At 30.1% G+C, this 26,502-nt stretch carries 21 protein-coding genes; 8 read left to right on the top strand and 13 right to left on the bottom strand.

The annotated features are described in order from the left end of the window. Positions 1–173: 173 nt before the first annotated feature. The 4 genes from O5O44_RS14070 (at position 174) to O5O44_RS14085 (ending at position 4,201) form a co-directional block, all read left to right on the top strand. A complete protein-coding gene (locus O5O44_RS14070) occupies positions 174–1,442 on the top strand; it encodes a tyrosine-type recombinase/integrase (RefSeq protein WP_289194863.1) in 1,269 nt (422 codons plus the stop codon). Positions 1,443–1,457: 15 nt separating this feature from the next. Then, a complete protein-coding gene (locus tag O5O44_RS14075; protein ID WP_289194864.1) occupies positions 1,458–2,306 on the top strand; it encodes a hypothetical protein in 849 nt (282 codons plus the stop codon). Between the two features lie 193 nt (positions 2,307–2,499). Beyond that, positions 2,500–2,799 (top strand): helix-turn-helix domain-containing protein, encoded by a 300-nt coding sequence (locus O5O44_RS14080; RefSeq protein ID WP_289194865.1) that lies wholly within the window; start codon positions 2,500–2,502, stop codon positions 2,797–2,799. After that, a complete protein-coding gene (locus tag O5O44_RS14085) occupies positions 2,789–4,201 on the top strand; it encodes a hypothetical protein (protein ID WP_289194866.1) in 1,413 nt (470 codons plus the stop codon). Before O5O44_RS14080 ends, O5O44_RS14085 begins: the two co-directional genes overlap by 11 nt. 1 nt (position 4,202) lies before the next feature. Here the strand turns inward: O5O44_RS14085 and O5O44_RS14090 are convergent, their stop codons facing one another. From O5O44_RS14090 to O5O44_RS14135, 10 genes are all read right to left on the bottom strand, one after another. Then, the gene (locus tag O5O44_RS14090; protein WP_289194867.1) at positions 4,203–4,487 is read right to left on the bottom strand and encodes a hypothetical protein; all 285 of its coding nucleotides are present in this window, start codon (positions 4,485–4,487) and stop codon (positions 4,203–4,205) included. Between the two features lie 129 nt (positions 4,488–4,616). Next, positions 4,617–5,714: a PD-(D/E)XK nuclease family protein gene (locus O5O44_RS14095; protein ID WP_289194868.1), complete on the bottom strand. Its 1,098-nt coding sequence runs from the start codon at positions 5,712–5,714 to the stop codon at positions 4,617–4,619. A 28-nt stretch (positions 5,715–5,742) separates the two neighbouring features. Next, positions 5,743–6,243: a hypothetical protein gene (locus O5O44_RS14100; RefSeq protein ID WP_289194869.1), complete on the bottom strand. Its 501-nt coding sequence runs from the start codon at positions 6,241–6,243 to the stop codon at positions 5,743–5,745. A 106-nt stretch (positions 6,244–6,349) separates the two neighbouring features. Continuing rightward, the gene (locus O5O44_RS14105) at positions 6,350–9,370 is read right to left on the bottom strand and encodes a type I restriction endonuclease subunit R (RefSeq protein WP_289194870.1); all 3,021 of its coding nucleotides are present in this window, start codon (positions 9,368–9,370) and stop codon (positions 6,350–6,352) included. Positions 9,371–9,374: 4 nt separating this feature from the next. After that, complete coding sequence (locus tag O5O44_RS14110; protein ID WP_289194871.1) at positions 9,375–10,676, bottom strand: restriction endonuclease subunit S; 1,302 nt, start codon at positions 10,674–10,676, stop codon at positions 9,375–9,377. Between the two features lies 1 nt (position 10,677). Continuing rightward, positions 10,678–12,855 (bottom strand): type I restriction-modification system subunit M, encoded by a 2,178-nt coding sequence (locus O5O44_RS14115; RefSeq protein WP_289194872.1) that lies wholly within the window; start codon positions 12,853–12,855, stop codon positions 10,678–10,680. Between the two features lie 9 nt (positions 12,856–12,864). Further along, on the bottom strand, positions 12,865–14,409 hold the full coding sequence (locus O5O44_RS14120; RefSeq protein ID WP_289194873.1) for a hypothetical protein: 1,545 nt from the start codon (positions 14,407–14,409) through the stop codon (positions 12,865–12,867). A gap of 46 nt (positions 14,410–14,455) precedes the next feature. Beyond that, a complete protein-coding gene (locus tag O5O44_RS14125) occupies positions 14,456–16,621 on the bottom strand; it encodes an ATP-dependent DNA helicase (protein WP_289194874.1) in 2,166 nt (721 codons plus the stop codon). Between the two features lie 17 nt (positions 16,622–16,638). Beyond that, entirely contained in the window at positions 16,639–17,019 is a 381-nt protein-coding gene (locus O5O44_RS14130) for a hypothetical protein (protein WP_289194875.1), read from the bottom strand. A 249-nt stretch (positions 17,020–17,268) separates the two neighbouring features. Further along, on the bottom strand, positions 17,269–17,865 hold the full coding sequence (locus O5O44_RS14135) for a hypothetical protein (protein WP_289194876.1): 597 nt from the start codon (positions 17,863–17,865) through the stop codon (positions 17,269–17,271). A gap of 115 nt (positions 17,866–17,980) precedes the next feature. Between O5O44_RS14135 and O5O44_RS14140 the strand changes: the two genes are divergently transcribed. From O5O44_RS14140 to O5O44_RS14150, 3 genes are read left to right on the top strand one after another with little or no spacing between them, the layout of a single operon-like run. After that, entirely contained in the window at positions 17,981–19,885 is a 1,905-nt protein-coding gene (locus tag O5O44_RS14140) for a hypothetical protein (protein WP_289194877.1), read from the top strand. 1 nt (position 19,886) lies between these two features. Beyond that, the gene (locus O5O44_RS14145; protein ID WP_289194878.1) at positions 19,887–20,603 is read left to right on the top strand and encodes a hypothetical protein; all 717 of its coding nucleotides are present in this window, start codon (positions 19,887–19,889) and stop codon (positions 20,601–20,603) included. A 7-nt stretch (positions 20,604–20,610) separates the two neighbouring features. Then, positions 20,611–20,817 carry a hypothetical protein gene (locus O5O44_RS14150; protein WP_289194879.1) on the top strand — a complete coding sequence of 69 codons (207 nt, stop codon included), beginning with the start codon at positions 20,611–20,613 and terminating at the stop codon, positions 20,815–20,817. A gap of 329 nt (positions 20,818–21,146) precedes the next feature. On the opposite strand, the gene O5O44_RS14155 is transcribed toward O5O44_RS14150, so the two are convergent. From O5O44_RS14155 to O5O44_RS14165, 3 genes are all read right to left on the bottom strand, one after another. Further along, complete coding sequence (locus O5O44_RS14155) at positions 21,147–21,524, bottom strand: hypothetical protein (RefSeq protein ID WP_289194880.1); 378 nt, start codon at positions 21,522–21,524, stop codon at positions 21,147–21,149. 30 nt (positions 21,525–21,554) lie between these two features. Beyond that, positions 21,555–23,912 carry a toxin-antitoxin system YwqK family antitoxin gene (locus tag O5O44_RS14160; RefSeq protein ID WP_289194881.1) on the bottom strand — a complete coding sequence of 786 codons (2,358 nt, stop codon included), beginning with the start codon at positions 23,910–23,912 and terminating at the stop codon, positions 21,555–21,557. Between the two features lie 80 nt (positions 23,913–23,992). After that, positions 23,993–24,484: a hypothetical protein gene (locus O5O44_RS14165; protein WP_289194882.1), complete on the bottom strand. Its 492-nt coding sequence runs from the start codon at positions 24,482–24,484 to the stop codon at positions 23,993–23,995. 685 nt (positions 24,485–25,169) lie between these two features. Between O5O44_RS14165 and O5O44_RS14170 the strand changes: the two genes are divergently transcribed. Next, positions 25,170–26,501 (top strand): tyrosine-type recombinase/integrase, encoded by a 1,332-nt coding sequence (locus O5O44_RS14170; RefSeq protein WP_289194883.1) that lies wholly within the window; start codon positions 25,170–25,172, stop codon positions 26,499–26,501. Position 26,502 lies beyond the last annotated feature (1 nt).

Genomic DNA, 26,502 nt, shown 5'->3' on the forward strand with positions numbered 1-26,502 from the left:
ATCAATTGATTCCAAATGATTCAACTTGATTTTAAAAATCCTGAAACCCCTATACATATTAACTAATTCAAGATTCGATTCATTTTTAATATTATCTGATTTGGTTTCATTTTAATAAAATTGGGAAAATATCGGGAAAATATTTCTTATCTTTGAATATAAATAATCAAGACATGGCTAACGTAAAATTCTTAGTGAAATCTAAAAAGAATCCTTCCAGTATTTATGCAAGGTTCTATAAAGGAAAAGCTATTGATGTAACGTCTAATACTAATTACTTGTTAAATCCCAAATACTGGTCTCAAAAACAGCAACGAGTCACTTTAGGCATAGAAACAAAAGCGGATGAACTTGATTTAACAAAAAAACTTAGAAACCTAAAAGAATTTATCATAAATTCATACACAGCGCACTATTCAGATGGAGGTGTTATTGATAAAAAATGGCTAGATAAGACAATACTAAAATTTAATAATAGACCTCAAGACGAATCTTCAAACCATGAAATTTACTTCGTACCATTTGTAAAAAAATATATTGAAGAGTCTAAAACAAGAATTAACCCAAGAACTACAAAGATCATAAGTCCTAAAACAATTCAGAAGTATCAAACAACTTTGAAACGCTTAATAGAATTTGAAGAGAGAGAACAAATTATACTAAAGATTTGGGATATAGACTTGGCGTTTCATAAATCCTTTCTATCCTTTTTAAAAATAGATGGAAACTATGGAGGAACAACCATAAGTAAATACATAGATCAAATAAAAAATTTCTGTAGAGAAGCTAAAACAATTGGACTTAAGGTTAGCCCAGAATTTGAACATAGAAGTTTTACTGCTAAAAGAGATAAGCCATTAGATGTTTATCTGAATGAGGTTGAGATTAATAAAATTTTCGACGCTGATTTTAAAGATAATGATAGACTCAATAATGTTAGACAATTAATGATTATTGGATTGTGGTCTGGGTTGAGAATTTCTGATTTAAAAAGAATACACGAATTCAATATCAACGAAAATGAAATCCAAATTGTCGATTCTGTAAAAACCGATGTATTTATTAAAATACCAATACACAATCATGTAAGGGCTATAATAGATGAAAATGACGGACAGCTACCCAGAATGATATCAGATGTTAAATTCAATAAATATATGAAGGAAGTTTGCAAAGAAGTTGGTATCACCCAAATAGTAATGGGCAATAAAATGAATCCAAAAACCAAAAGAAAAGAAAGAGGTTACTATCCTAAATATGAGCTAGTTTCATCTCACACAAACCGAAGGTCATTTGCTAGTAACCTCTATGGAAAACTTCCTAATCAGACGATAATGTCAATTACTGGGCATATCTCTGAACAACAATTTATTAAGTACGTAAAGACTACTCAAGACGAACATATCGCTATGGTACAAGACCTATGGGAACAAAATTCTTAATCAAGCATAATTGCTATGAACAAAATCACAGAAAATAAATACTCTAAACTCTTCTTAAAATATGTTCCCAGAACTTTCACACATGATAGAAAAGGAAATTTATCTCATCCCTTCCAATTTTTAGAAGATTTATGTGACAAAGAAACCATAGAGATAATTGAGTTTAGACATTTTAATGAAGGATTTACATTTTATAATGATTTAAAAAAGAAAGGAGAACATTCTCTGAACTGGTTTATTTACGAGTACAGTCTAATTAAGGGAAATAATGAATATGTAAATAAGATCGTCAGTAGTTTAATCAAATTGTATAAAACAGTAAATTCAATCAATAAAGATTCTCCATATTATGCTCAACATAGCAAAGGCTATTATAACATATTACAAACTATTATAAAGGAAATTCTTGAATCAATATTTGTTTCTTACCACTTAGACTTAAACAAGAGTAACCGTAATTATCTTTCAAAGTGGTATTATTTAAACGAACCTATCAATTCGTTTAAGTTTACACATCACCCAGAGGACAAAAGACTTAAATATTTGTATGATAAGTATTTAAAAACAAGTTTCATATACTATGACACACCATTTGACACATTTAAAGGTTTATTTGAAAACAGACCATTAGTCAATAAAATAAATTGGACTGACCAAAAAACAACACTTTATTTCTTCATTAAATTGTTAAGACAACACAAAGTCATAAAAAACACTAAAAACAAACATTGGCTGATAACATCTGAATTTTTTTTACTAAAAGGAGAAACCTTAATTCCTAAAGACTTCTTAAATCAAAAAGAACCTCAAACAAAACAAAAAAGGGAAAAACTGGAGAAATTTGTCCTTGCTTTGAAAATATAGACTCCTAGTTTGTATTTATTTTAATAGGGGTCATATTAGCTAATTTAAAATCTTCCCTCATCGACCATATTCATTGGCTTAATATTTTTATTTTTCCTCATATTTAAATTGTACTCTTAGTTTTAAATAAGAGTATTTTTTAAGATTTTGATATGCTTGATATTTGTAGTATTAATAATTAAAAAGTAATATCATGACAAAATTAATCTTAACACAAGTATCTGTAAATGAGTTAATAGAATCTCTTATTAAAATTCTTTTACCACGTTTAGAACAAATTATTATATCTTCTAAAGAGAGTAATAATAAAGAATTTTTAACGAGTGAAGATGTAGCTGAAATATGCAATGTAAAGTCGCTAAGCACACTCTGGAATTGGAAGGAAAAAGGTGTTTTAATACCTGTAGCTAGAGCAGGCAGAAAACCTCTTTACAAGTACCAAGATGTTATTGATTTCTTAGAGAATAAGAAAGGCGGTCAAAATGAAGACTAAAATTCGGAACAGACCTATTTTCTTCCTTCTTGAAGAATCCATTTTTAATAGGCTTAAGAAAGAGGTTAAGCTTAATAATTTGATACATCTCAAAGGAAAAAAAAGAATCAAGCTAGATATTGCCTGCTATTTTATTCATTTAATAAGTTATCAGGAAGCTCAGGCAAAAGATAAAGCTGATAATGGCTTTGTATTCTTAAATGCTAAAATTCTCCAGAAACGACACCATAATTATAAAGTATATTTTGACTTCCTAATTGAAAAGGCATTTATAGAGTTTAGAACATATAGCATTAAAAAAAAGGTTTCAAAATCATTTAAAATAATCAAGCCAAAAACTAGACATTATAAGTTTGTCAAATACGACCCTGAGAGTTTTGTTTTTAAAAGAAATCTAAAAAAAGGATATGATGCTAGGGTAAAAAAAGCTGATAAAAGCTGTAAACACCTTACCAAATGGTTATGTCCAGAATACCTGAGTGTAGACTATGACAACGCTATAGATTATGTTAATTCAGTGAAAATGGAAGACTCTAAAAAACACCAAAGAAGATGGATGATTGAAATGCTAAATGAAGGATTTATATATTATCAAAGACAAGGGAAAGACAATAGACTTCATTCAATTTTAACCAATATGCCTAAAGATTTAAGACCCTTCTTAAGGTTAAAAAATGAAACAATGGTATCGCTAGATATTAAAGCTTCTCAACCCTATTTATACACAGGATTATTAAAACTCATTTTCCTTGACAGGGATGAAACTCACATTGATAATTATTTAAGTACTATTGTTAAGAAAGATATATGTGAAGTTATAAAAGATGTTATTGTTACTGTTATGATTAAGGAAAGCTTGAAAAGCGTTGATTTCAAAGAGATTGAAGATTTTATTTATTTAATAGAGAATGAAGACATTTACTCTTATATTGGAGCTAATTTTTCGGAAGAATTTCTTTACTCTATTCAAACACCCTTAGGAATATCTGATAAATTTTATAATAAGAAATCAAGCTGTAAAGTCACCAAACCTTTTAACACAATAAGAGATTATTGTAAAGCAGTAATGCTTGAATTTTTATACTGCTCTAATGGTAATAAAGAGGCTAGATATAATGAATTAAAGAGAATTTTACCCAATAAAATATTTGAGTTATCTGAAAAACTTAAAAGTAAAGAGAAATCAATGTTTCCAATTTTTTTGCAGAATATAGAAGCTAATTTAATAATAGATCAAATAACCAAGGGAATTGCATTAAAAAACCCAGAAATACCGATGTTTACAATTCATGATTCCATAGCCACAACTCATGAATATGCAGGCTTAATAAAAGAGGAACTTACCAACCAACTTTTTGAATTCAATGGAATCAAGCCACAAATTACAATTGAAGTATGGTAGCTTAATTATCTTTTAACGATTTATCTAGAATATCCTGTAATGTTATATTCTCAATACTCTTTTTATAGTCTTGAATTGCACCCATTTTACCGTCTTGTCCAATGGCATTGTAAATTAAAACTATTTCATAGTTAGCTTTAAATTTAGAACAAAGCTCATCTGGTAGTAATTTACATTGCGCTTCAACTATTTTCAATGCATTTTTATCATTAAAATGTACATCTAATCCATCTTTACACGATTGAATTAATAGTATAACAATAAATATTAATAGAGATTTTTTCATTTGTAAAATATTTTATAAATATTATTTTCAGACCATGAATCGGTAAATGTCATTCTATAATTCCATTAGCTTATTTAGGATTACGGCTTAAGAAATATACTTTAAGCAATAGATTTAACAGTTTCACAATTACGATTCCATAAGTTTATAAACTTCCTTAGCCCTCACAAATTCAATCTCATCTTCCCCTTTAAAATAAACCTTTAATTCAGCATCAATTTGAGGGTTAAAAAGTTTGATACTTTTTCTAGAATTATCTGAATAACAAAATATATTTTTTCTTTCATCATCTGGTCTCTTAATATTATAATGCCCTCTATTTTTTTCATTTACTATAGAAAGTAAGATATGAGCATTTCTTGTGGCTTTATGCAGCTCTATCCCTGTAGAATCCAGAACATATTTGGAAAATTCATTTCTAATAAAATCAACTCCATATTCCTGACCTATTTCTAATGCCCTTGAAAAGTCTTTCAGTAAATCAATTACAGGTTTGCCATAATTCTTTTTCTCTAATTTTTCTTTACGCTCTTCTACGTAGCTTTTAAAATTAGTTTTAATGAATGAAAGGAAAGATTTAATCAAATAGGATGATTGATTATTTATCGGGTCTATTAACCCTTCATTTTCATCATTAAAAATTTTGATAAGTTTGTTGAATACAGAATTCTCATGATTATCCCAATACATATGAAACTTTCTATCATATATTAACTTTTCAAAAGAATCAGTGGATATATTTGATGGAGTTGGTGTTAAATAAATAACATAGATTTCTGGGGAAAAATCACTTTCTTCATAATAGTTTTTCAAACCTATAAGTTCATCTTCCAGTTGGGAATCATTTTTACTAATCGAAGTATCTGTTATTTTGTTCTCTAAACAAATAGAATAAATTAATTCTCCAGTTTTATTATCAGTTATTTCAATAATAACATCTATGTCTCTTCGTTTCCTTTTGCCACGCTTTTCAAGGTTAACTGAAAGTTCAGGTATTATATTAACAGCATAGCCAGAATATTTAGATAAATCGGTTGCTCTGCCTTGAAATTTAATTTTAGACAAAAACTTATCGTCAATCGAAATGATATCATTTAAAACCTCTTGAAGTAATAAGCTAGAGATACCATGGTCTTCATTTGGGTCTAATAAGTAAGCCAAAAAAGAGCTAACGTTAGGTTCATTGATAGAGCCGTCATTTGAGGAAAGAATTCTGAATATATTCATATTTATTTAATGCTTAATCCATTTTTCATTATGCCAAAATCTCTATTATTTTCCATATTTTATTCCTTAAATCAGCGTAATAATCTACAACAAAATCTAAAGCAGTAATAGGGGTAAGATTATTGACTATTTCGTGTCCATTTGCAAGAGAAACCTTAGTTCCATTGAAATCACCATAAACATCGAGCTTTTTTCGATTACTTTTATCATGAATATAAGTTGGAGATAGCATGTCAGATATCCATTTCACACAGTAATCGTAAGCTGCTTCTTGGGCACCTACAAAAGTGGAACTTCCACTATCATATTTATACCACCATTGAATTGGTTGTTTTGATTTAATATCAGGATTTTCAATCCTAAACAGATTGATGTCATCTCTTAAAATATTATATATTCCAATGCTTTTTTTTGAAATATTTACATTATGTATGACTAGTTTATCAAATTCAATTTTAGCCTCTAAAACTTCCTTTCTGTTAGCAGAAGCTTTTAATCCTTTTCTAATAATTGATTTTATTTCATCCATACTCGATTCTTGATATAATAACTATCTCCCTAACATTTAAACTTAGAATTTCCTTCAAATTATTATGTTTAAACAACTCAGACAAAGACAACTTTAATTGTTAATACTAAGGATTTATTCCACCACGTTTATTCGCATCCATTAAGGTATCAAAAATGAACTCTTTATAACGTCTTTGAAAATCTTTATCAGTGGTGAACTTTTTAAATATTTCGGTCTGACTGAACAAATATTGCTGCATCAATTCTTCTAGTTTTTTATCTGAAGAAATCTTAGCATTTTGTCGGTCTGAGTGTTGAATAGCATCCATTATTTCTTTGTTAGCTCTCATTTCTGTTGGAAGCTGCTCTGTTAAAATCTGATTTACCTTGTCCTTATCAGTCCAATCAATATCACCGAAACGCTGATTGAAGGCTCCTAATATATTTTCAAGTGTATCTAATTCGGGTTCTGATTGACCTCCTCCTACTTCTACAGGAATGCCTCGTACTTCTCCAGGCTCTGAAGCAAGTCCGATATCTTCAGTTCCTTCTCTCGATGGGCGATAACTATCCATGTCAATGCTTTCTAATATCCCTTCAGCTAAATCTTCAGTTCTTTCAATAAAAAGCTTTGGCACTAGACATTTTAAATACCAAAATAGTTTTTCCCAATCTTGATTATTAAAATCTAAAATCTTTCCTAGATAACTATAAACTCTCAAGTAGGATTTAGCATTATTTTTAAACTCAATTTTCTGGTCTTTTGTCAATTCATCTTTAAAGAATTCAGCAGAACGGTCAATGATAGGTTCCCACTTAAATCGTTCTTCTCCATTTACAAACTTTTCAAAGAAATCGTCAATATTATATTCGTTATACACTTCAAAAACTTCCAAATTATCAACTAAGTCATTAAGCTTATTGGGGTTGGTTTCTTCACTTAAAATTGTAGCCGTATAGTAAGGTTCAAATGCTTTTTGAATGTCTTCTGTTTTGTTGTAAAAATCTAAAACAAAGGTGTCTTTCTTATATGGCTTTTTAGCTCTATTTAATCTCGATAAAGTTTGAACAGCTTGTACATCCGACAATTTTTTATCCACATACATCGTATGCAATAAAGGCTGGTCAAAACCAGTTTGGTATTTATCTGCAACAATAAGGAAACGATTCTCCCTTTTATTAAAGTTTTTTGGAATATCGGTTTTATAAGAGCTAAAGCTATTCATGCTTACTTCATCATATTCTACACCCTTATAAGTTTTCTTGCCAGAAAAGGCTACAACCGCCTTGTAAGGCGACTTTATTTCTTTTAAGTACTCATCAAAGGCTTTCTTGTATTGAATCGCTGAAATGATACTCTTTGTCACTATCATGGTTTTAGCTTCGCCATTAATAAGCTGCCTTACATCTCTATGGAAATGGTCAAGCATAATTTTAGCCTTTTCTGCTATGGCAAATGGATGCCCTTCTACATAAGCACGTAATTTTTTTTGAGCTTGCTTGGTATCAAATTCGGGATTATCTTCTACTGCCTTAATAAGCTTATAAAATGAATTATAAGTTGTGTAGTTTTTTAATACATCAAGTATAAACTCTTCCTCAATAGCTTGTTTCATGCTATAAACATGAAAAGGAAAGAATCTTGATTTTACTTCTCCATTTTCATCTGTATACGTTTCGCTGGACTTTACGCCAAAAGTTTCAAGGGTTTTATTTTTAGGTGTGGCAGTAAAGGCAAAATAAGAACCATTGGTAATCATTTTACGACTTTCAATCAAATCGTTTATTTTATCCTCTAAAGTTTTTTCCTGTGGCTCTTCAGCATCTTCATGTTTATCAGCTAAAACAGCATTCATTTTAGACGATGTTTGTCCACTCTGCCCAGAATGTGCCTCATCTATAACTATTCCGAATTTCATAGCTGGTAAATCAGACATTTCATCAAGTAGAAAAGGGAAGGTCTGTACTGTACAAATAATAACCTTCTTTCTGTTGGCTAGAGCTTCTTGCAGATTACTCGTTTTACTACCTCCTACACTTGTAATATGTTCCACAATGCCTCTTTTAGGAGAAAACTGCTTAATATCCTCACTAAGCTGTTTATCCAGCACTATACGGTCTGTAATTACTATAACAGAATCGAATAAATGCTTTTCCCCAGAAGTATCAAACAAACCATGAAGCTGGTGTGCCAACCAAGCAATAGATTTCGATTTTCCAGAGCCAGCACTGTGCTGAATTAAATACTTTTTCCCTAAACCATTCCTTTTGGCATGCGCTAATATTTGCCTTACAGCAGTTAATTGATGATACCTCGGAAAAATCATGATGCGTTTTTTCTTTTTGGTATCTTCATCAGTTTCTTCAACTACTTGAGCAAACTTATCTATAATATTAGCTAGAGAGTCTTTAGTCAAAATCTCCTCCCAGAAATAATGGGTTTTTATACCGTTTGGATTTATAGGATTTCCTGCTCCAAAATTACCTGATGGTTTACCTTCATTTAGACCTTTATTAAAAGGCAAGAAAAACGTTTTTTTATAGTTGAGCTGTGTTGACATGAATATCAACTCGGTGTCGGCTGCAAAATGAACCATACAACGAGCGAAGGAAAATATTTTTTCCTTTGGGTCTCTGTCGTTTTGATACTGACGAATACCATTATGTACGGTTTGACCACTTAATGGATTTTTTAACTCACAAGTTATGATTGGAATACCATTAACAAAAATGGTAAGGTCTAAACGGTTTGCATTATCGCTACTATACACTAACTCTTGGGTAACTGCAAAAATATTGGAATCATACCTCGTTTTGTCTTTAGTATTATATGAAGATGATGGCTGGCGATAAAATAGGTCTACAGTTTTATCAAAATGCTTAACACCTTTACGCAATACTTCTATAACACCTAGTTTACGAAGCTTTTCATCTAAACGCACCAAAAAAGCTCGTTCCCCTTTACGTTGAATCATCTCATAGGCATCAGGTTGAGTAGCTTTAATAAATTCCCAAAGGTGAGACGGATTAATGCAAAACTCTTTATCAAAGTCATTTGAAACGCTCTCTACAAAGTGATTCTTCTCTACTAATTCTTTAGTTATGTATTTTTGAAACCCTTTTTCTGATGTATCTGTAAATGTCATAATATTAACTCAATACGTTTTCTTGTTTTAGTGTTGGAACTTTTAATTGACCTGTGACCACTTGTGTAATTAAACTTTCTTGATATTCATTAGCTTTTTCGATTTCCAATTTTGCTTTTGAAATAGCAACATCTACCTTTCCACATTCGATATCTAGGTATTTGCAAATCTTTTCTTGTTCTGTAATTTCGGGATAAGCTATTCTAAGCTCTTTTATTTTTTCTAAATGAAGGTTAGTAACAGAAGTTGTTTTACTCCCTTCATTTAATTGGTCAAATACAATATCACTTTTAAAGAAATAACTAAAATACTTTGGTAAAATCGATTTTTTAAACCTTATCAAGCATAAGCTGACAAAAAAGCTGAATTCTTCATCCCATGTAACTTCAATAACTTTTCCTATGGTTCCATTTTTTGATAAAAGTATATCACCTTTTCTTCCCTTGCGAGTTTTTGTTAGTGACTTGTGTTCTTTTTCTGAAATGTATCTAACCTCGTCCCAATTAATTTTATCTCCATTTATATCCGTAATCCTGAGAAATGGATAGCCATTTTCAGTATAAACTGGTGTTTGGTGAGTTCCATCAGCAATAAGTGTGGTTATGTATTTGATTTTTTTAACGCTCCAATGTGATGGAACTTTTCCTAACCATTCAATTCCAGTGTCGATTAATTTAACATTTGGGTTGTCTCCCCTGCTAATTGCAATATTGACAATTCCTCTTTTCTCCTCTTCCAACAATTCAATCAAGCGTTTTTTCTTCTTTATAAACTCTTTAATTTTTTTAGTTTTTTTATCGAGATAAGCTCCAATTGCCTCTTGTTCTTCAATTGGAGGTACTGGCAAGAATTCCCCTTTAAAAGTAGGGAAATCAATATTTTGACCATCTCTTATTCCTTTTACGCATAAAGTCATTAACGATATAAAAGGCTTTGATTTAAATAAGTGTTTAAAATATCGTTTGTTGATAGGTTTCAATTCTTTTAGTATAGTATATGCAGGACTAATTATTCCTCTTTGATGGGCATATTCAATTCCACCTTGAAAGGAACGTAAGCTAATAACAAAATCCCCTTTTTCAACAAGTTTCAGGTTGTGGAAGTCTTTCGTTGCTTCCATAGTGCGTTGTCCATACACATCTTTGTTTACAACACCATGTTTTTGAGAAGCGACTAAAAGAGGTTCATTTGGAAATCCTTTAATTGAAGATTCCTTAAATAAATGCCTTACCTTAATTAAGTCCCAATGTTTAGGAATTTCAGGAATCCAAATGGCACTAGTGTTTTTCAATTCATTGTATTCCATATTAGTTGTTAACAATTTCGTTCAATATTCCTTCTGTTTCTTCTTCTAATTGTAAAATTTCTGTGGTAATTTCCTCAATACTTCTTGGTGGTACATAGTTATAAAAATAACGTGTAAATGATATCTCGTAGCCCTTTACTGTTTTACTGTGGTCTATCCAGGCATCAGGTATATGTTGCAACACTTCACGCTGAAAATAGGTTTGGATACCTTCATCTAATGGCACTTTTTCGGTATCTCGTAAATCTGAGTCTGGTTCATAAATAACAGTGCCGTCTTTTTCTTTTTTCTTGATTACTCGCTCTGCCTCTTCATTTTTCCATGTAATAGCATCTAATATGCGTTTTATAGCTTTTGCATCTAGATTCAATTTTTCTTGCTTTATGGTTTTTGAAACCAATGCTTTAAACGTATTAAAATCGTCATGTTGTTCGGTTCCAATTTTTGTCATCAATTGTTTGGCAGCACTTAATAATTCCAATTGGGTTGTCCAGAACTTTTGACTCAATAAATTCTTTTTAACGGTAGCCTTCAGTTTAATTTCGTTCTTTTTTAAATATGCCTCTATCTGTGGTTTAAACTGTTCTAGTTTAGTGTAAATGTCATCGCCAAATTTTTCAAAAGCCCAAGACATTTCGTCTAATAATCCTTTATCAAAACGAAGTGTGGCAATGTTTTCATTTGTAAATTGAGCCGATAAACGCAAAGGACGTTCTACTGTAATTTTGTTATAACCAAAATAGTCGTTTGGATAGATTTTAGAAATATCATTTTCTTCAAAATCCATATATAACTGCGTGATTTGGTCAATATGTTCACTCGTCATTTCACAATTCTTATCCCCTAAATTCTTACGGAGTTTTACATATAACTCTAAAGCATTTATTAATTGAACCTTACCTTCTCTGTGAGCAGGTTTTCTGTTGCTTACAATCCACACATAAGTTGGAATACCCGTATTATAAAAGATGTTTTTTGGTAAAGCTATAATACACTCTAACCAGTCATTTTCTATGATATGTTTACGAATTTCGCTTTCGCCTCCTCCAGCATCACCAGTAAACAAAGCAGAACCATTATGCACCGTAGCAATACGACTTCCTAATTCCGTGTTATGCTTCATCTTGCTAACCATGTTCATTAAGAACAATAATTGCCCATCTGAAATGGTTGGTAAACCTACTTGAAAACGAGAATCCTTAATTTTTTCTTTGCCTTTTTTCCCTCTATCATCTACAATAGCATCCACATCTAATTTCCATGTTTTTCCATAAGGCGGATTAGATAACATAAAATCGAAATTAAGATTAGGGAAGCCATCTTTTGAAAGGGTTGAACCGAAAGCTATATTCTCTGGTTTTTCACCCTTAATAAGCATGTCTGAAGTACAAATAGCGTATGTCTCTGGATTTACTTCTTGTCCGTAGAGTAGAAATGAAGCTTTATTATCCGTTACGTCCAGAGCGTAATGTTCTGCTTCAGTTAACATACCACCGCTTCCACAAGCAGGGTCGTATATTAAATGTGTTCCTTTATTAATTTGGTCTTTAACAGGTGTAAACAAAATATGGGTCATCAATTTGATGATTTCTCTAGGTGTGAAATGTTCCCCTGCCTCTTCGTTGTTTTCTTCGTTAAACTTTCTAATTAGTTCCTCAAACACATAACCCATTCCTAGGTTGGTTAAAGGAGGCATTTTTTCACCTTTACCATTTAATGCTTCATTAGGGCTTAAGTTTACTTCTTTGGTTGCAAACTTCTCAATTAGCAAATAAGTAATCTCATTCTCCTTCATGGTTTCTAACTGATTTCTCAGTTTGAACTTGCTAATGATTTCTTGTACATTTGGGCTGAATCCATCCAAGTATACTTCTAAGTTACTATCTATATTATCTGAATCATCAAGTAAGCTTTCAAAGGTAAATCGGGAAGTATTCCAGAAAGGAAATCCTGTTACGGATTTTAAGGCAGATTTATCGTCAATCTTTTCTTTCTTCAGAAATTTAACGGTTTCTAAAACTTGTTCTTTAGTGGGAACTAGGAGAGCATCTAACCTTCTAAGTACAGTAAAAGGCAGTATAATGTCACGGTATTTACCTCTTACAAAGACATCTCTTAATACATCATCGGCTATTCCCCAGATGAAACTTACAATTTGATTGTGTGATTTGTTGTTCATTTAATTATTTTAGTTAATCCCTAAAGGGACAATTATTTTATCTGTAAAATCTTTTACAGACCCATTCTCACCATGCATTTGATAAGGGATTTTATCAAAATCTCGCCAAGCTTCTCTCATGACTTCTTTGTAATCGTTAGAAACTGGTTGATAAGTTGAATCAACTCCTTTGGGGTTCAAAAACATCATTTCCATCCAATCTCTAGCTAATTTGACAGCCTTATTATCAGCGTGATAAGAGTACTCAAACCAAAGTGATATAATTAGGTTTACTTGACGTTTTTTGAAAGCCGAAGATACTTTATCTTCAGGAGCAGCACAAATGGTATCTAAGCAATCTCCAAGGCACTTTATAGTATCTATTACTCTGTGCTTAACATTACGCTTTTTAGCTAATTCAATCCAGCCTCGCATAATCCATATCATATCAACTATCAAAGAGTGAGTAAATGAAGGGCGTTCAGTATCTCCATCGTAATCATTTGAACTTGGAATAATTTCGATTAGCTCCTTTGTGAAGCTTCGATAATAAAACAGCCACATGTGCCATTTATTATTTTTAAATATAGTCTCACGAACCATATAATCAAAATAGACAATCGCTATATAAATTTTTTGATTCCATAATTCAGACTCTAAAGCTGAATCATACTTTTTCTGTAAGAATACTTGCTGTTCTGAATCGTACTTGAGAGATTTTACACCTTTTTCGCCTACTGGATACCATACAGCATTTTGGAAAGCTGTCTTTGTGTGAGAGAGGAGACCATATAATATAGGTATATCGTAGTCATTGAAAATACTTTCTATTGATGATTCTGAATCATTGACAATCTTTAATTCCTTAACAAAAGATTGATTCTTACTTTCAAAAATGTTTTCAATGTAAAGCTTTACTAAATCTGGATTTGCTGCTTTTTCTGATTCCATACCTGCAAATGCGGTAGCAAAAAGTTCTGGGTATTTAGAAGCAGCTTTATTAATAAAATCATCACTTTGCAAAATCCTTCCATAAACATTAGCTGCAAACTGCATCCTTCTAGGCTTAATAAGCTTATCAAATGCTTCGTCTTTTTCAGTTCGCCTTCTTAAAATCATATCAATATTCTCTTTTTCTGGCAGATAAGAAAGTCCTTTTAAATATGCTTGAATATCTGATATATGGTATTTATTTATATACTCTACTAATAGGTCTATATCATCCTCCTTTAGAAGTGTGTTATATAATGAAATCAATTCTTGCCTTCTTGTAGAAGAGAAAAAACCAAACATAACTTGTAAAACAGGTGCACCTATTAAAACCAAAGAAAACAGATATGCCCAAGTAGAGCTAGGTATCCCTTTTTCAGAAGTAAATACAGATAACCAAGGAAACCAATTTTCTAACAGCCAATCAAACGCAAACAAATAATGAAGAAACATCAAGCTTATACCAAAAAAAATGATTTGCCTTTTGGAAAAAAACAGCATTACAAAGTTTCTTTCTTTTTTTGGTATTAATGCCCAAACAGCTAAAGCTAAACCTAAAATGGTAAGAAAATCTGTAGCTGTCATATTTTAATCTGAGGTGTTGTGTTAGTAATGGTTAAATTTAGCATTTTTATTCTTCGTTATACCGTTCATTCTTTAATTTCATCTCCTCTATTTTTTCAGGTGAAATATCAAAATTGATATATTTCTTTTCAATTATCTCAATTGTAGAAGGAGCTATAACTATATACTCCAATTTTAAAAGTTCTAAGATATAGTCAGGGGAATGTTTTAAAATTTGTTCCAGTGTTTCTCCTTCATAAATACCGAAATCTAATTTAGTGTTAAGCCTTAACTTAATCAGCTTGTCATTATAATCTGTGTTCTGGTAGTTAATATTTAAAAGCTCACTTTTAATTGAACTCATAATATCCTCTATGTCTTCCTTACTATGTAAAAAATTTCTGGATGATACTAATTCACCATTTTCTACAGCTTTATTAAACTCAACTAATCTTGAGTCAACAATTATATCACTTTTTGTAATTTGACGTTTAAGAGTTAGTCCATTAAAATTCCTACATCTACTCAAAGCGGTATAAAGTTGTCCATTAACAAAAGCTCCCTTGCCTAAATCAATATGAACTTTATCAAAAGAAAGTCCCTGACTTTTGTGTATAGTTATTGCCCATGCTAATTTAATAGGTAATTGTGTAAAGGTACCTACTACTTTTGATGTGATGGCTCCTTTAAATCTGTCCCATTGATATTTTCTGTTTTCCCATGTTTCCATTCCAACTTCGTAAGTTTCTCCATTTGCCAATTCAACTTCTATGCTCTTATCTTTTATAAAATTAACTTTACCTATTGTGCCATTTACCCACCTTCTTCCCATTTCATATGAATCATTCTTGACAAACATTATTTGAGCACCTCTTTTCAGTTCTAAAATTGGTAATGTAGGGTATTTGTCTTCTTTAAATTCGCCATTTATGTTAGCTTTAAAAAATTCGGAAGCATATGGTAAATGGGCTAAGCGTCTTTGGTTTTCATCATTTGCTATATAATTATTACTAGTAAGCATCATAACAAAATCATTCATATTAGGAGTATAACTTGGCGCATATCTTTGATTAAAAAATTGAATATCGCTTTCTGAGAAACTATAATTTCTTAGTTTATTTAAATGTTCCACAAATTTCAACTCAGACTGTCTATGTACCTTCTCAAATTCAAACAATCTGGGTTTTAAATCTAAAAACGATGGGGAATCAAAAAAATACTCACTATTATAAATATGGTTGAATACTCTTTCTTGAATTGGGTCTTTTCTGTCCACAATGGGTGGTAACTGAAAAGCATCACCAACAAATATCATTTGTTTTCCACCGAAACGCTTATGAGGGTCACCTCCGTTTATTCTTAAAGAGAAATCAAGTCCTTCAAGTAAATCTGAACGCAACATGGACACTTCATCTACAATTATAGTTTTGGTTTTCTGGAGAATCTTATATTTTTGAAAATTAGGATTATAACGTCTTATGTCTTCGTCTTCTGGAAGCAATGGTTTAAAAGGAAATCCAAAAAAAGAATGAAGTGTTTGCCCTCCAATATTGATAGCAGCAATTCCTGTAAAAGCAAATAAAAGAGTGTCTTTAGTAGTGTTTTTTGTAAAATAATGTATAAATGTTGATTTTCCAGTACCTGCCTTTCCAGTTATAAAATACGAATTATTGTTATTCTCAATTTCCTCAAATAATTGAATTGCTATTTCATCATTGGAATAATTTTCAGGAAGTTCTATATATTTATTATAAAAATCAGGAAGTTGAACTTCTTCAAAAAGTGATAATTGCTGATTTACTTCTGAACCTGTCCCTTCTATTCTCATAAAGAAGTAAAGATCACCTAAATTATCAAAATAAGGATTGCGAATGTCTAATGTTTTATCATAACGAGCTAGTTGTTTTAATAGGTAAAATACCTTTTTAGTAAACGTTGTCCAATCGCTTGTCCCATCACTCATTGATTTTACAACATTTTCTGATTTTATCGTAATACCAATAAAATTCAAATACTTAAGAAGTTCGCTCAATTGAGCATAAGGGTTAGAATAATCAAAATCATTGTAGAATTCATTGAATCCAAGTTCAAATTCAATATTGTGCTCTGATTGGTCACCAAAACCGTAGAATAATTGAGATGCAACTTTTGGCTGGAATTCGTTATTTAGAACCAATGGAGACTCTTGAAAGTTTTTAAGCCAACGCCTTTCTATTTTTTTTAGTACATCCATCAATTTATAAAATTCAATTAAAACCAATCATCCACGTCAAACCAGCCCGTGACATAGCCCAAAAAGGAAGCGAAAGAATAAAGCATCGCTATAATTGCAAAAAGTAAAAATAGAATACCAAATATGCCCATTAACCCCATAGGTTCGTTAATTGAATTAACAGAGGAATTTAACATTTTCAACTTTTTCTGTTCGTCTTTTTTATTGGCTATGTAGCTAGCTACTGAAAAGCTAATCGCTATAGTTATGAATTGTAATATCATTAACCATGGCATAAAAATGTGGGTAATAGTAAAAAGTGCAATAATAATAGTTGTTATAACTTTCGCCTTTTTTCCAGAATAACCCGAAATGATAATTAGCGCTGCAATTACAATTTGATAAATAAATACTTCCATTTACAAATCTTTATAATCAAAATTTGGTGTAAGCAAGAAAATTAAATCAGTATGTTTATTAGAATCTGTTTTAGGTTGTTTACTCATTATATCGTTTTATAAAAGTTAGAACAGCTAATAATTATTTCAGGAGAGGTTACTAAAGTAAGAAAATTGTTACTTACAAAAAAATATTAAGAAGTAGATTCTAAAATCTTAATTATTGAGATTTAAAATTATGATACAAGCAAATAAAAACTAAAAGTATTGCTAAAGTCTCATTTGGTCTTTCAAATTTAAATCATGTTTGCGGAATAAATCTCTTAAGCTAATTCTACCCTCTTCGTAAGCTTTATATTTCTCATAATGGAAATACTTATTATAAAACCCAGAATTTAATCTAATATCAATTCTCTGGACATCGTTTTCAAGTGAGTGCCTAATACTATCTACATAGAAATAATCTGTTCCAACTTTAGCTTTTAAAAAAGGTATAGTCATGTTTTCTCCAACTCTAGGGATAAATGCTAAATCACTACATTTGAAATAGCCGTATTGACCTTCGAAATAGTGCAAGTCAAAATAGATTTCTATCTTGTTAAATTTCAAAGCATGATTTAATTCATTCCCAAACATTTCTTCATATAAATCGTGAATAAGTTTTCTCAGCTTATGAGGTCTCAATCCTAAAATTTGTTCCATGGATTTTATTGTGGGTAACGGTTCATTAGATTCTAGAAAGTTTTTGGACATCATAAAAGAGACTAAGCTCTTATACTTCTCTTCATTTGCAAAAAGTTTGTGTATTTGGTTCTTAATAAAAAGAAGGTCTAAAAAAGCTCTTTTTGCAGCTACTGTAGTTTTCATATTTATATAGATTTTAGAAGAATTGCAGGACGTAAAATAAATATACCTAATATCGGGTATTTGTTTTGTAAGAATAATAACTATATTTGGGATATTAAGTTTTACAAAATAATTTATGAAATTACTTTTACGTTTAATTTGTATTGTCTTCACAAGCTTCTATTGTTTTAGCCAATCTGAGATAGTTGATGCAAATGGTTTGGATAAAATAATTTATGATGCAAAAAAAGAGGAACTTTCTGGAACACTACCTTTTGACAAAGAATCACTTTTAGTAATCAAAGAAGGACAGGATTTTTTGCATACCGGTCAACTTTATGAGCTTAATTTAGTATCAGTAAAATGGCTAAATAGAAAATATGATTATTTTGATATTAATCATAAGGATATTACTAAGGATAAAATTCTCCTACCTATTGGAAATATAAAGGACGAAAGGAAAAAGAGTGTTTTTAAAGTAAAATGTGAAAACTATGAATCTTTTAAGGATTCAATACTCGGAAATAACTGGTGGTTAAATCCAATTGTAAAACCTGAATCTTCGAAATGTGATAACGGTTATAAAGAACTCTTTATAGAAACAGAAGTAAAGGAGGCGAAAAAGACTCTGAAATTTGAACCTAATGATAATAAAGAATTACATGTCTATCTCCCAGAATTAGACCCTAGATTAAACTACGAAATTATACTGTACAAAAAATATTCTCAAGAACTGATTAATAATTACTACTTGATGCTTAGTAAGCATTTTAAAAGTAAAAAGTTTTTTAATTTAATCAAATCTGTTCCTACATATAGTATTGAAATTAAAAATTATATACTTCAAGATAGCCTCGATAAAATAAGTGAACAAAATATTAAAGAGATTTTTAAATCAGGTTTTGAGACTCAAGACATTGATAATCTCTCTTTAGAAGATATAAAAACAAGGATTTCCAAAGAAGCCTTTACTTATAAGGAGCATATAAATTTTTATGAAGAAAAGATTTTATCTTTTGAATACAGAGGATATGACAGAGCCAAAAATATATCTGCAATGCTACCAAAAGAACAGTTCGTAAATACATATTTTACAAAAGATTACTCCAAAAAATTTTCTAGCATTTTTTTGTTAGAATCGGAATTAGTCACAAAGATGGAAATGCCTGATGTTAGTAGTGCTTTTGATTTATCTCAAATAAGAAAACTATTAAAATTATTTAAGGATAAGGAAGTGTCTCATAAATACTTTCTTAAAATAAGTGATATTTTTCTTAAGAATGAGAATGAGAAAAGAAAAGATTTTTTTTATGGCACTCTTTCAAAAGATAATTTTAATTATCATAAAAGATTAAAAAAACTAAAAGAGAATTTAGCCATTATTGATAGTTTAAAGATTGAAGCTAAAGAACTTTACCTAACCGTTGATGATTTAATTGCTACTTCTTTTTATGAGGTTATAAATGATACTTACATTAAAAAACTGAAGAAGAATAAGGATGTTCTAGAGAAGAAAAATAAATTAATAATTGGATACTTGGAACACAGACATCCAATATCAGTATTAATAGCTGCAAAATCTGGATCTGGGTCATTGAAAACAGAGAATTCAAAAAGCTTAATTACTGACTTTGGTTTTGTAAATGCCTTTGCTCATAATTATGAAGGTGATATTAAATACATTGCTAGACCCTATTTTGGGCTTAATTGGCATTTTGGAGGAATCAATAAAGAGCAAAAATTTAAGGACATTAAAGATAAAGATTTTAGGCACAGGTGGTCACTAAATGTAGGGGTAACCGTGGGTAAAATTAATGAGGTTGGCTATAGAGATTTTTACAATGGAGTGAGTCCGATGCTTGGGATTAATTATAGAATTGATAGGCAGGTTAGATTTGGTTTAGGTACATTGTTTGTAAGAGAAAATGACCCAAACCCTATAGTGGAGAATAGTACTGTGCAATTTGCACCTTACGCTAGCATATCTTTTGATTTTGATTTGTTTGGTTATGTGACAAAACTAGTTGGTAATATTTTTTAATATGAGAAAATTATTTTATTTCATTTTTGTATCGTTTTTATTCAGTTGTACTGATGAAGTCACCTTTGGAGACTTACTTGATATTAGACAATCCAGAGATTTTTGGGTGTCAGACGGCTCAGATGAAGTTACTTTTGTTTTAACTTTTAATGAGGACGCCAAAGAAGAACTTATTAAAGTCGAGGCTGAAATCACGAATGGAACTTTTGTTGATTCTGAAAGTAATAAAATTACAATTAAACCAATTCGGGATATAAAGAAAAACCTGAAAGCTATGGTTACTGTTAAATCCTCTACAGTTAATCTTGATAGCGAAGTTGAATTCAACATTAATCAGTATATCTATAAAGCAACTATAACTTCAAACCCATCAATTCCAGCAAATTTAGTTTTAAAAACACTGGGTTTTTCAATCGATAATAATTTCGAAGAAGCTTTTCCTATTGATGCAGTGTTGACTAACAATGAAGATAAGAATGTGAGTAAAGGAAATAATGTGATTTTTAAAGATTTTTTAAGTGATGGAACTTCAGGAGACGGAAAATTCACTAAAGTAATAAGTAGTTCAGACCATGCAAGTATTGCTAAAACAACTTATTTTGCTGGACAAATATCTGGAAATCAAAAAATTTTAATCAAAGCAATTTTATTGGACGAAAATGGTTTGGAAACAACTATAGAAGATAGTATAGAAATTTTAGTCACAGAAGCAAATTAATAAAAATATGGAAGAAAAAACTTGGTCAGAAATCAAAGAATTGTTAGAATCTTATATTTCTAATAAAGCCGAATTCAATTTTCAAATTGATGAAATAAGAATTAAAAAAATTAAAAACCCTAGTGATTCCGAATCTGGAATTAAAGAAGTTGAAGCAGATAATTCTCCAAAATATTGTTATATCGACCCGTGGACTGGAGAAATGAAATGTTAGTTGACATTCCCAAGAGCTATTAATTTATAAATGCTAATTAGTTGGTTGATTTTAGAACTTAATTTGTGTATTACTTAAACCCTATCCCCAAACCGCTATTTTTGGCAATTTTTGCACACTTAAAAAATCCGTTTTTTTGCTCTGTATATAGGTATTACAAAATCAATCTAATTTGACCTTTTAAATTTTGAACACCAACTAAGGACATAGCTGTTAAAATCAGAAGACATAAGTGTACTAAATTGGAATGTTTTTACTTCATAATTTTGATATAAATTATTACTACATTAAATATTAGTTAATTGAAAGATTGAATAATATTTAAGGTATTAAATTATTTTTAATCTCCAATAATTAAGAATATTAGCAATTTCAAATAACTCCTTATCCTCGGACTGTTTAATTAAGTTTTGTAATTCTAAATGGATTTCCTCTGGTTTCTCAAAATATCCATATAAATCTCTCTTTTCTCTCATTAACTCATAAATCCACTTAACAACTCGTTGTTCCTGTCCTGTAGCCTCCCATCCTTTTTTCTGTGCTTGAAGCTGCTCATCGTGATTATATCCTCCAAGAACATGAGATATAAGCTCATTTCGTTGCTGATAACCAAGTTTATGTTGCTCTGAAGTTAAGTTGTCAACTCTCTCTTTTAAAGTTTTAAAAACCTTTCGAAGTTGCTTTTGATTTTCTATATTGAAATACACTGAAATTATTATTGTTAATTGGGTTAAAATTTATTTAATTTCTCCATCTTTATATTTTACTTTTTTTATAGTTTTTCCCGTTAATAAATCAATAAACTCTGTTTTTCCATTTCTTAAGCCGTCTTTAATACTCCTTATTTCCTTTACATTTTCGCTACTGTTTTCATAAGTAAAATCTCCTGAATATAGCGCATTATCCAATGTTAAATATTTTTCAAGAACATTAGTATTGTCCTTATACTTAATCTCTATTTTAACATTTTGAGGTTTATAAAAATACACCCAAGTATCAATTTTATCTTCATTTAAATAATTTCCCGTCATGAGTAGATTACTATCTACGCCATGAAGTTTGAACTCTCCGTCTTTATAAATAAATGTTGGGTCTCCCTTTTCAAGCTTCAATTGAAAAAGCACATCAAACCAATTGTGACTAATTTCATTTTCTTTTTTTATCCAATAAACTTGCGAAACCTTAGCATCCGAAAAAAACTGTGTATATCGACACTTATATTTATCCGAAGATTCATCAAAAATCTCATACTTTCTTAAAGGGGTTTTGCCTAAACTATCGTTTACTACTAACTCTGTAAGTTTTCCATATTTAAATTGCTTTATCTCCCTTGGTCTATTAAATTCATTCCATTCTATGAATTCTCCATCTAATTTTCCGTTGGAATAGTTAATGGTTTTCTCAATTTTATTTTCATTGTAGTACATAATCCATTTTCCTTCTTCATCATCGAAAGAATAGGAGCCTTTATAAAATCTGCGAAATGAAATGCCGTTTGCTGTAGTATCAACATAACTTTCAACCCATTCTCCTACTTTCAAACCATCTTCATACATCCCTTTTTTAATAATAGTGTTAAGTGAATCTCTTAATTCGTACATTCCATTTAGCTCCCCATCCTTATAATAAGATGTTTCTAAAGCTTTATCGAAAACTAATATTGTACAAGTATCCACTAGTTTATTATTTTCATCTAATTCCGAACATATTTTTTCTTTGTTCAAAAAGGAAAGCCTTTTTGACTTACCATTTAACTTTCCATCTCTATAATTTTCGATAAGAAATAATTTTTCTGAATATGGCAATGGTTTTCCTTCGTTAACATATTTTGAGTAATAATACTTCCACTCTCCATTTTTTAAATCATTCAAATAAGCCCCTTCACTACTTAATGTTTTTGAAAATGTATAGTTTTTCCAATATCCAGATTTTTCATCATTTTTATAACTTCCCTCAGAAATTAAAAACAATTTTGATATATCTGTTTCTATAACGCCTCCAAAGAAATATTTTGTTAGGTCTCGGTATAACTTATACTCTCCGTCAAGTTTATTGTTCAAATAATTTGCTAATATTAAACTATCACCTTGAACTTCTTGATTGAATCCATATTTTATACCTTTTGAGTAATTATTTATAGTTAGAACCCTTTCTTTTGAATCCTTATCAATATATTTAAAATTCCAAACACCATTCATCTCCCCATTTAAGTAATTACCAATTGATTTACCAATTAATACTCTTGATTCTTCATCATAATAATAGTTAATTCTCTCTCCATTTTGAATGTCATTTTTATAATTAGTTGAATTTGATATTTTTCCATCTTTGTAGGATTTTGCAAGCCCGTTCTTTTTATCATTTAACATTAAACATTCAAATGTCATATTACCATCATTATCAAACTCAGAAAGTTTGCCTTGAGCAAGTCCATTTTTATAATTTATTATTCTCTTAACTTTTCCATTATTATGATAAACCTTTAAGACCCCATTATATTTGCCATTAACTAAAGTATATTCAACTTCTTTAGAACCATTAGAAAAATAATTTACTTTTTTACCATTATTAGGGTCATAAACACTTGACTTTTGGATGAGCTGGAAGCCGTATGCTGTTATGCTTTCATCTCTGAATGAATCTTCATCTTTTTCTCTTTTTTCGGTAGTAATCTTTAATATGAACTTGAAGTTTGAATAGGTGGATATGAGTTCGTTGTCTTCTATCTTACTCTCTTGGAGTTTATATCCATTTGAACTCAAGGCATTTTGAATTATAGTGTAGGAGGGCTTGTTAAAAACTGAATAACTTACTTTTTCTGGACTTCCTTCATAAGAATACAAATAAAACCATGCAGAAGCTTTGTCGCCATATGATTTATTAAATGACCAGGTTATTGTGCTGTACTTTTCTGAACTCCCTTTTTCTGAATCATAATACTCCCAGCCTTTATTCATCAAAAACTGGTTAGCACCTTCCCAGTTTGATTTACTACAGATATTTTCAATATCATTAAGTGTTAAATTTTGTCCAAAAATAAATTGCGATGTAATGATTATTAAAATCAGAAGAGGTTTGTTTTTTAATGGTTTCATTATAGTATTTTTTGTAACGAGTGTTAAAGCTTATAATAAAGTTCCTAAGTAATGACTATACATGGACTTATAAAATGAATTTATTCCTGTTCTTCATGTTGCCAGCAATACCCATTATAATTATCTGTTAAATTTCTACATTGGTCTCCATCTTCAGTAATACCATTACATTGAACAGCCATAGGGACATCTTCAAAACAATCTCTAATTTCACCTGTAATTTGCACCTCATAATCATATCCTCTATCTGACGTAAATTCAGCATATCCATCTTCATCAAATTCTACACTATAAAAATCGTCAAGATACCCCCCGTTTGGAAAATTTATTAATTCTAACTCATTATTTAAAACCTCTATAGTTAGAGTATAACTTGAATAGGTTCCTGTGTTTGGGTTATGGTATTCTATATCGGCACAATAATCTCCATCCCATCTGTTTTCATCTTTATCAATTCCCTCAGAAAGTAAAATAAATTGAGATTCCTGTACTTCAAAACTAGAATTTCTATTGTTCTGTATGCAATTTATTAAAATGAAAAAAGATAAAATCCAAAGTAATTTTTTAATCATAAAATGATTTACTAAAATTCAAATTAATTAACCGATTAAATATAATTAAAATTCCTACAATAACATAAATCGAATCAAGCAAATATCATGGCAAAGCAGAAAATTTTTATTTAATTTTTTAAAAAAAATTTTTTGAGAAAGATAAAATTACCAAAATATATGATTTGCAAATGAAAAGCACCCTACCCCAATATGAAATGGCGGGGTTAATCCAAAATTGTTCCATACCCCCATTTGAAAAAACAAACTTTTCTAAACCATGGATTAATTTGAACTTTATTTAAAGTTTTGATTTTTTTATTGAGAAAATGAATTATCAGGTTATTTGTTGTAGTAACTAAATATTTCTTACGTAACGATATATAAACTAATGAAAACTTAACACTGTAAAAGTAACAGCTTTCAACTATTCGGGATAATTTCGGGAAGAAAAAAAGCCAACCATTTGATTTACAAATAATTGACTTTTAAATTAGTAGCGGGAACTGGACTCGAACCAGTGACCTTCGGGTTATGAGCCTTATTATCATAACGCTAATAATCAACCATTCATATATAAAACATAATAATAACGATACTTACAATTAAATTAGATATTAAATAATATCAATTAAAGTTAAATTATTCTGTACCTATTCTGTACCCATTAAATTATATTTCTTAACTTTACAAATATTAGTTAATTATGGCTAGCATTAAAATAGTAAGACGCAAAAACAAGCAGAGAAAAGATGGCACTGCCCCTTTAGCCCTTAGAATAAGTAAGGACTATAAGACTAATTACTGTTTTTTAGGTCAATATGTGCTAGATAAAGATTGGAACGCTGATGAAGGAAAAGTAAAAAAATCACATCCTAATTCTAAAAAGCTTAATAATTTCTTACTCAAAAAGCTTACTGAAGCTAATGATATTTCATTTGAGAAAAACAATAATTCATCCAGCAAACTCATTAAAAAGAATCTACAAGGTTCAAGAACAAGAAATTCATTTTATAAAATAGCAGCACTTCGAATTGAAACAAAATTTAAAAGAGGTGTATTCTCAGTTGCTAAATCTGAATTATCGATACTTTATAATTTAGAAGAGTTCATGAATTTAGATGAATCTCTGACTATCGAGGAAGTTAAAGATGCAATTAAGAAAAGACGAAAGGAACGTATTTCGAAAGGACGTAAATATGAATATCATTGGGATGATGCTATTACCTACTTCAAGAAAAACAGTTCACTCTATTTTGAAGATATCAATGAATTCTTTATCGAAAAATATAAAACGTTTTGCCAAGTTTATCTAGAACACAAAACTAGAACGAAAACAAATCAATTAATCTTTATTAGAACTCTTTTTAATTCTGCGATTAATGATAAAATTATCGATAAAAAATTCTATCCTTTTGGTGGCGACAAAGAAAAAATAAAAATTGGTTCTGGCAACAAAATTGGCTTAACTGCTCCAGAGATTCAGAAAATAGAAAATATAGAACTAACAGAAGACACTTCAATTTACCATACTCAAAACGTATGGCTATTTACTTTTTACTTTGCTGGAATACGTATTTCGGATGCTATAAAACTAAAATGGTCAGATTTTAAAGATGGTCGTTTGTTCTATGTAATGAATAAGAATGAAAAACCGCTAAGTCTTAAAGTGTCCGAGAAAGCGGAAGCAATACTCGAATATTACAAACAAGATAAAGAAGCTAACAACGGCTTTATCTTCCCATTTCTAAAAGATGTAAATGAATCTGATACTGAAGATGTGTTTAGAAAAACTAGAAATGCGACTAAACTGCTTAATAAATATTTAAAGCGAATTGGTGGTATCTGTGAAATAGACAAAAATCTTTCTAACCATATTGCTCGACACAGTTTTGGAAATATCGCTGGCAATAAGATTCATCCTAGAATGCTTCAAAAACTATACAGACACAGCGATTTAAAAACGACTTTAGTATATCAAGCTAATTTTATCCATGAAGAAGCTGATGATGCTTTGGAAAGTGTAATCAACTTTTAAG

This window comes from Algibacter luteus (assembly GCF_030344935.1).
Classification (GTDB): domain Bacteria; phylum Bacteroidota; class Bacteroidia; order Flavobacteriales; family Flavobacteriaceae; genus Arenitalea; species Arenitalea lutea.

Bases quoted from the DNA above. Each gene is read 5' to 3' on its own strand.
- O5O44_RS14070 (WP_289194863.1), top strand. From the start codon at position 174: ATGGCTAACGTAAAATTCTTAGTGAAATCTAAAAAGAATCCTTCCAGT.
- O5O44_RS14075 (WP_289194864.1), top strand. From the start codon at position 1,458: ATGAACAAAATCACAGAAAATAAATACTCTAAACTCTTCTTAAAATAT.
- O5O44_RS14080 (WP_289194865.1), top strand. From the start codon at position 2,500: ATGACAAAATTAATCTTAACACAAGTATCTGTAAATGAGTTAATAGAA.
- O5O44_RS14085 (WP_289194866.1), top strand. From the start codon at position 2,789: ATGAAGACTAAAATTCGGAACAGACCTATTTTCTTCCTTCTTGAAGAA.
- O5O44_RS14090 (WP_289194867.1), bottom strand. From the start codon at position 4,487: ATGAAAAAATCTCTATTAATATTTATTGTTATACTATTAATTCAATCG.
- O5O44_RS14095 (WP_289194868.1), bottom strand. From the start codon at position 5,714: ATGAATATATTCAGAATTCTTTCCTCAAATGACGGCTCTATCAATGAA.
- O5O44_RS14100 (WP_289194869.1), bottom strand. From the start codon at position 6,243: ATGGATGAAATAAAATCAATTATTAGAAAAGGATTAAAAGCTTCTGCT.
- O5O44_RS14105 (WP_289194870.1), bottom strand. From the start codon at position 9,370: ATGACATTTACAGATACATCAGAAAAAGGGTTTCAAAAATACATAACT.
- O5O44_RS14110 (WP_289194871.1), bottom strand. From the start codon at position 10,676: ATGGAATACAATGAATTGAAAAACACTAGTGCCATTTGGATTCCTGAA.
- O5O44_RS14115 (WP_289194872.1), bottom strand. From the start codon at position 12,855: ATGAACAACAAATCACACAATCAAATTGTAAGTTTCATCTGGGGAATA.
- O5O44_RS14120 (WP_289194873.1), bottom strand. From the start codon at position 14,409: ATGACAGCTACAGATTTTCTTACCATTTTAGGTTTAGCTTTAGCTGTT.
- O5O44_RS14125 (WP_289194874.1), bottom strand. From the start codon at position 16,621: ATGGATGTACTAAAAAAAATAGAAAGGCGTTGGCTTAAAAACTTTCAA.
- O5O44_RS14130 (WP_289194875.1), bottom strand. From the start codon at position 17,019: ATGGAAGTATTTATTTATCAAATTGTAATTGCAGCGCTAATTATCATT.
- O5O44_RS14135 (WP_289194876.1), bottom strand. From the start codon at position 17,865: ATGAAAACTACAGTAGCTGCAAAAAGAGCTTTTTTAGACCTTCTTTTT.
- O5O44_RS14140 (WP_289194877.1), top strand. From the start codon at position 17,981: ATGAAATTACTTTTACGTTTAATTTGTATTGTCTTCACAAGCTTCTAT.
- O5O44_RS14145 (WP_289194878.1), top strand. From the start codon at position 19,887: ATGAGAAAATTATTTTATTTCATTTTTGTATCGTTTTTATTCAGTTGT.
- O5O44_RS14150 (WP_289194879.1), top strand. From the start codon at position 20,611: ATGGAAGAAAAAACTTGGTCAGAAATCAAAGAATTGTTAGAATCTTAT.
- O5O44_RS14160 (WP_289194881.1), bottom strand. From the start codon at position 23,912: ATGAAACCATTAAAAAACAAACCTCTTCTGATTTTAATAATCATTACA.
- O5O44_RS14165 (WP_289194882.1), bottom strand. From the start codon at position 24,484: ATGATTAAAAAATTACTTTGGATTTTATCTTTTTTCATTTTAATAAAT.
- O5O44_RS14170 (WP_289194883.1), top strand. From the start codon at position 25,170: ATGGCTAGCATTAAAATAGTAAGACGCAAAAACAAGCAGAGAAAAGAT.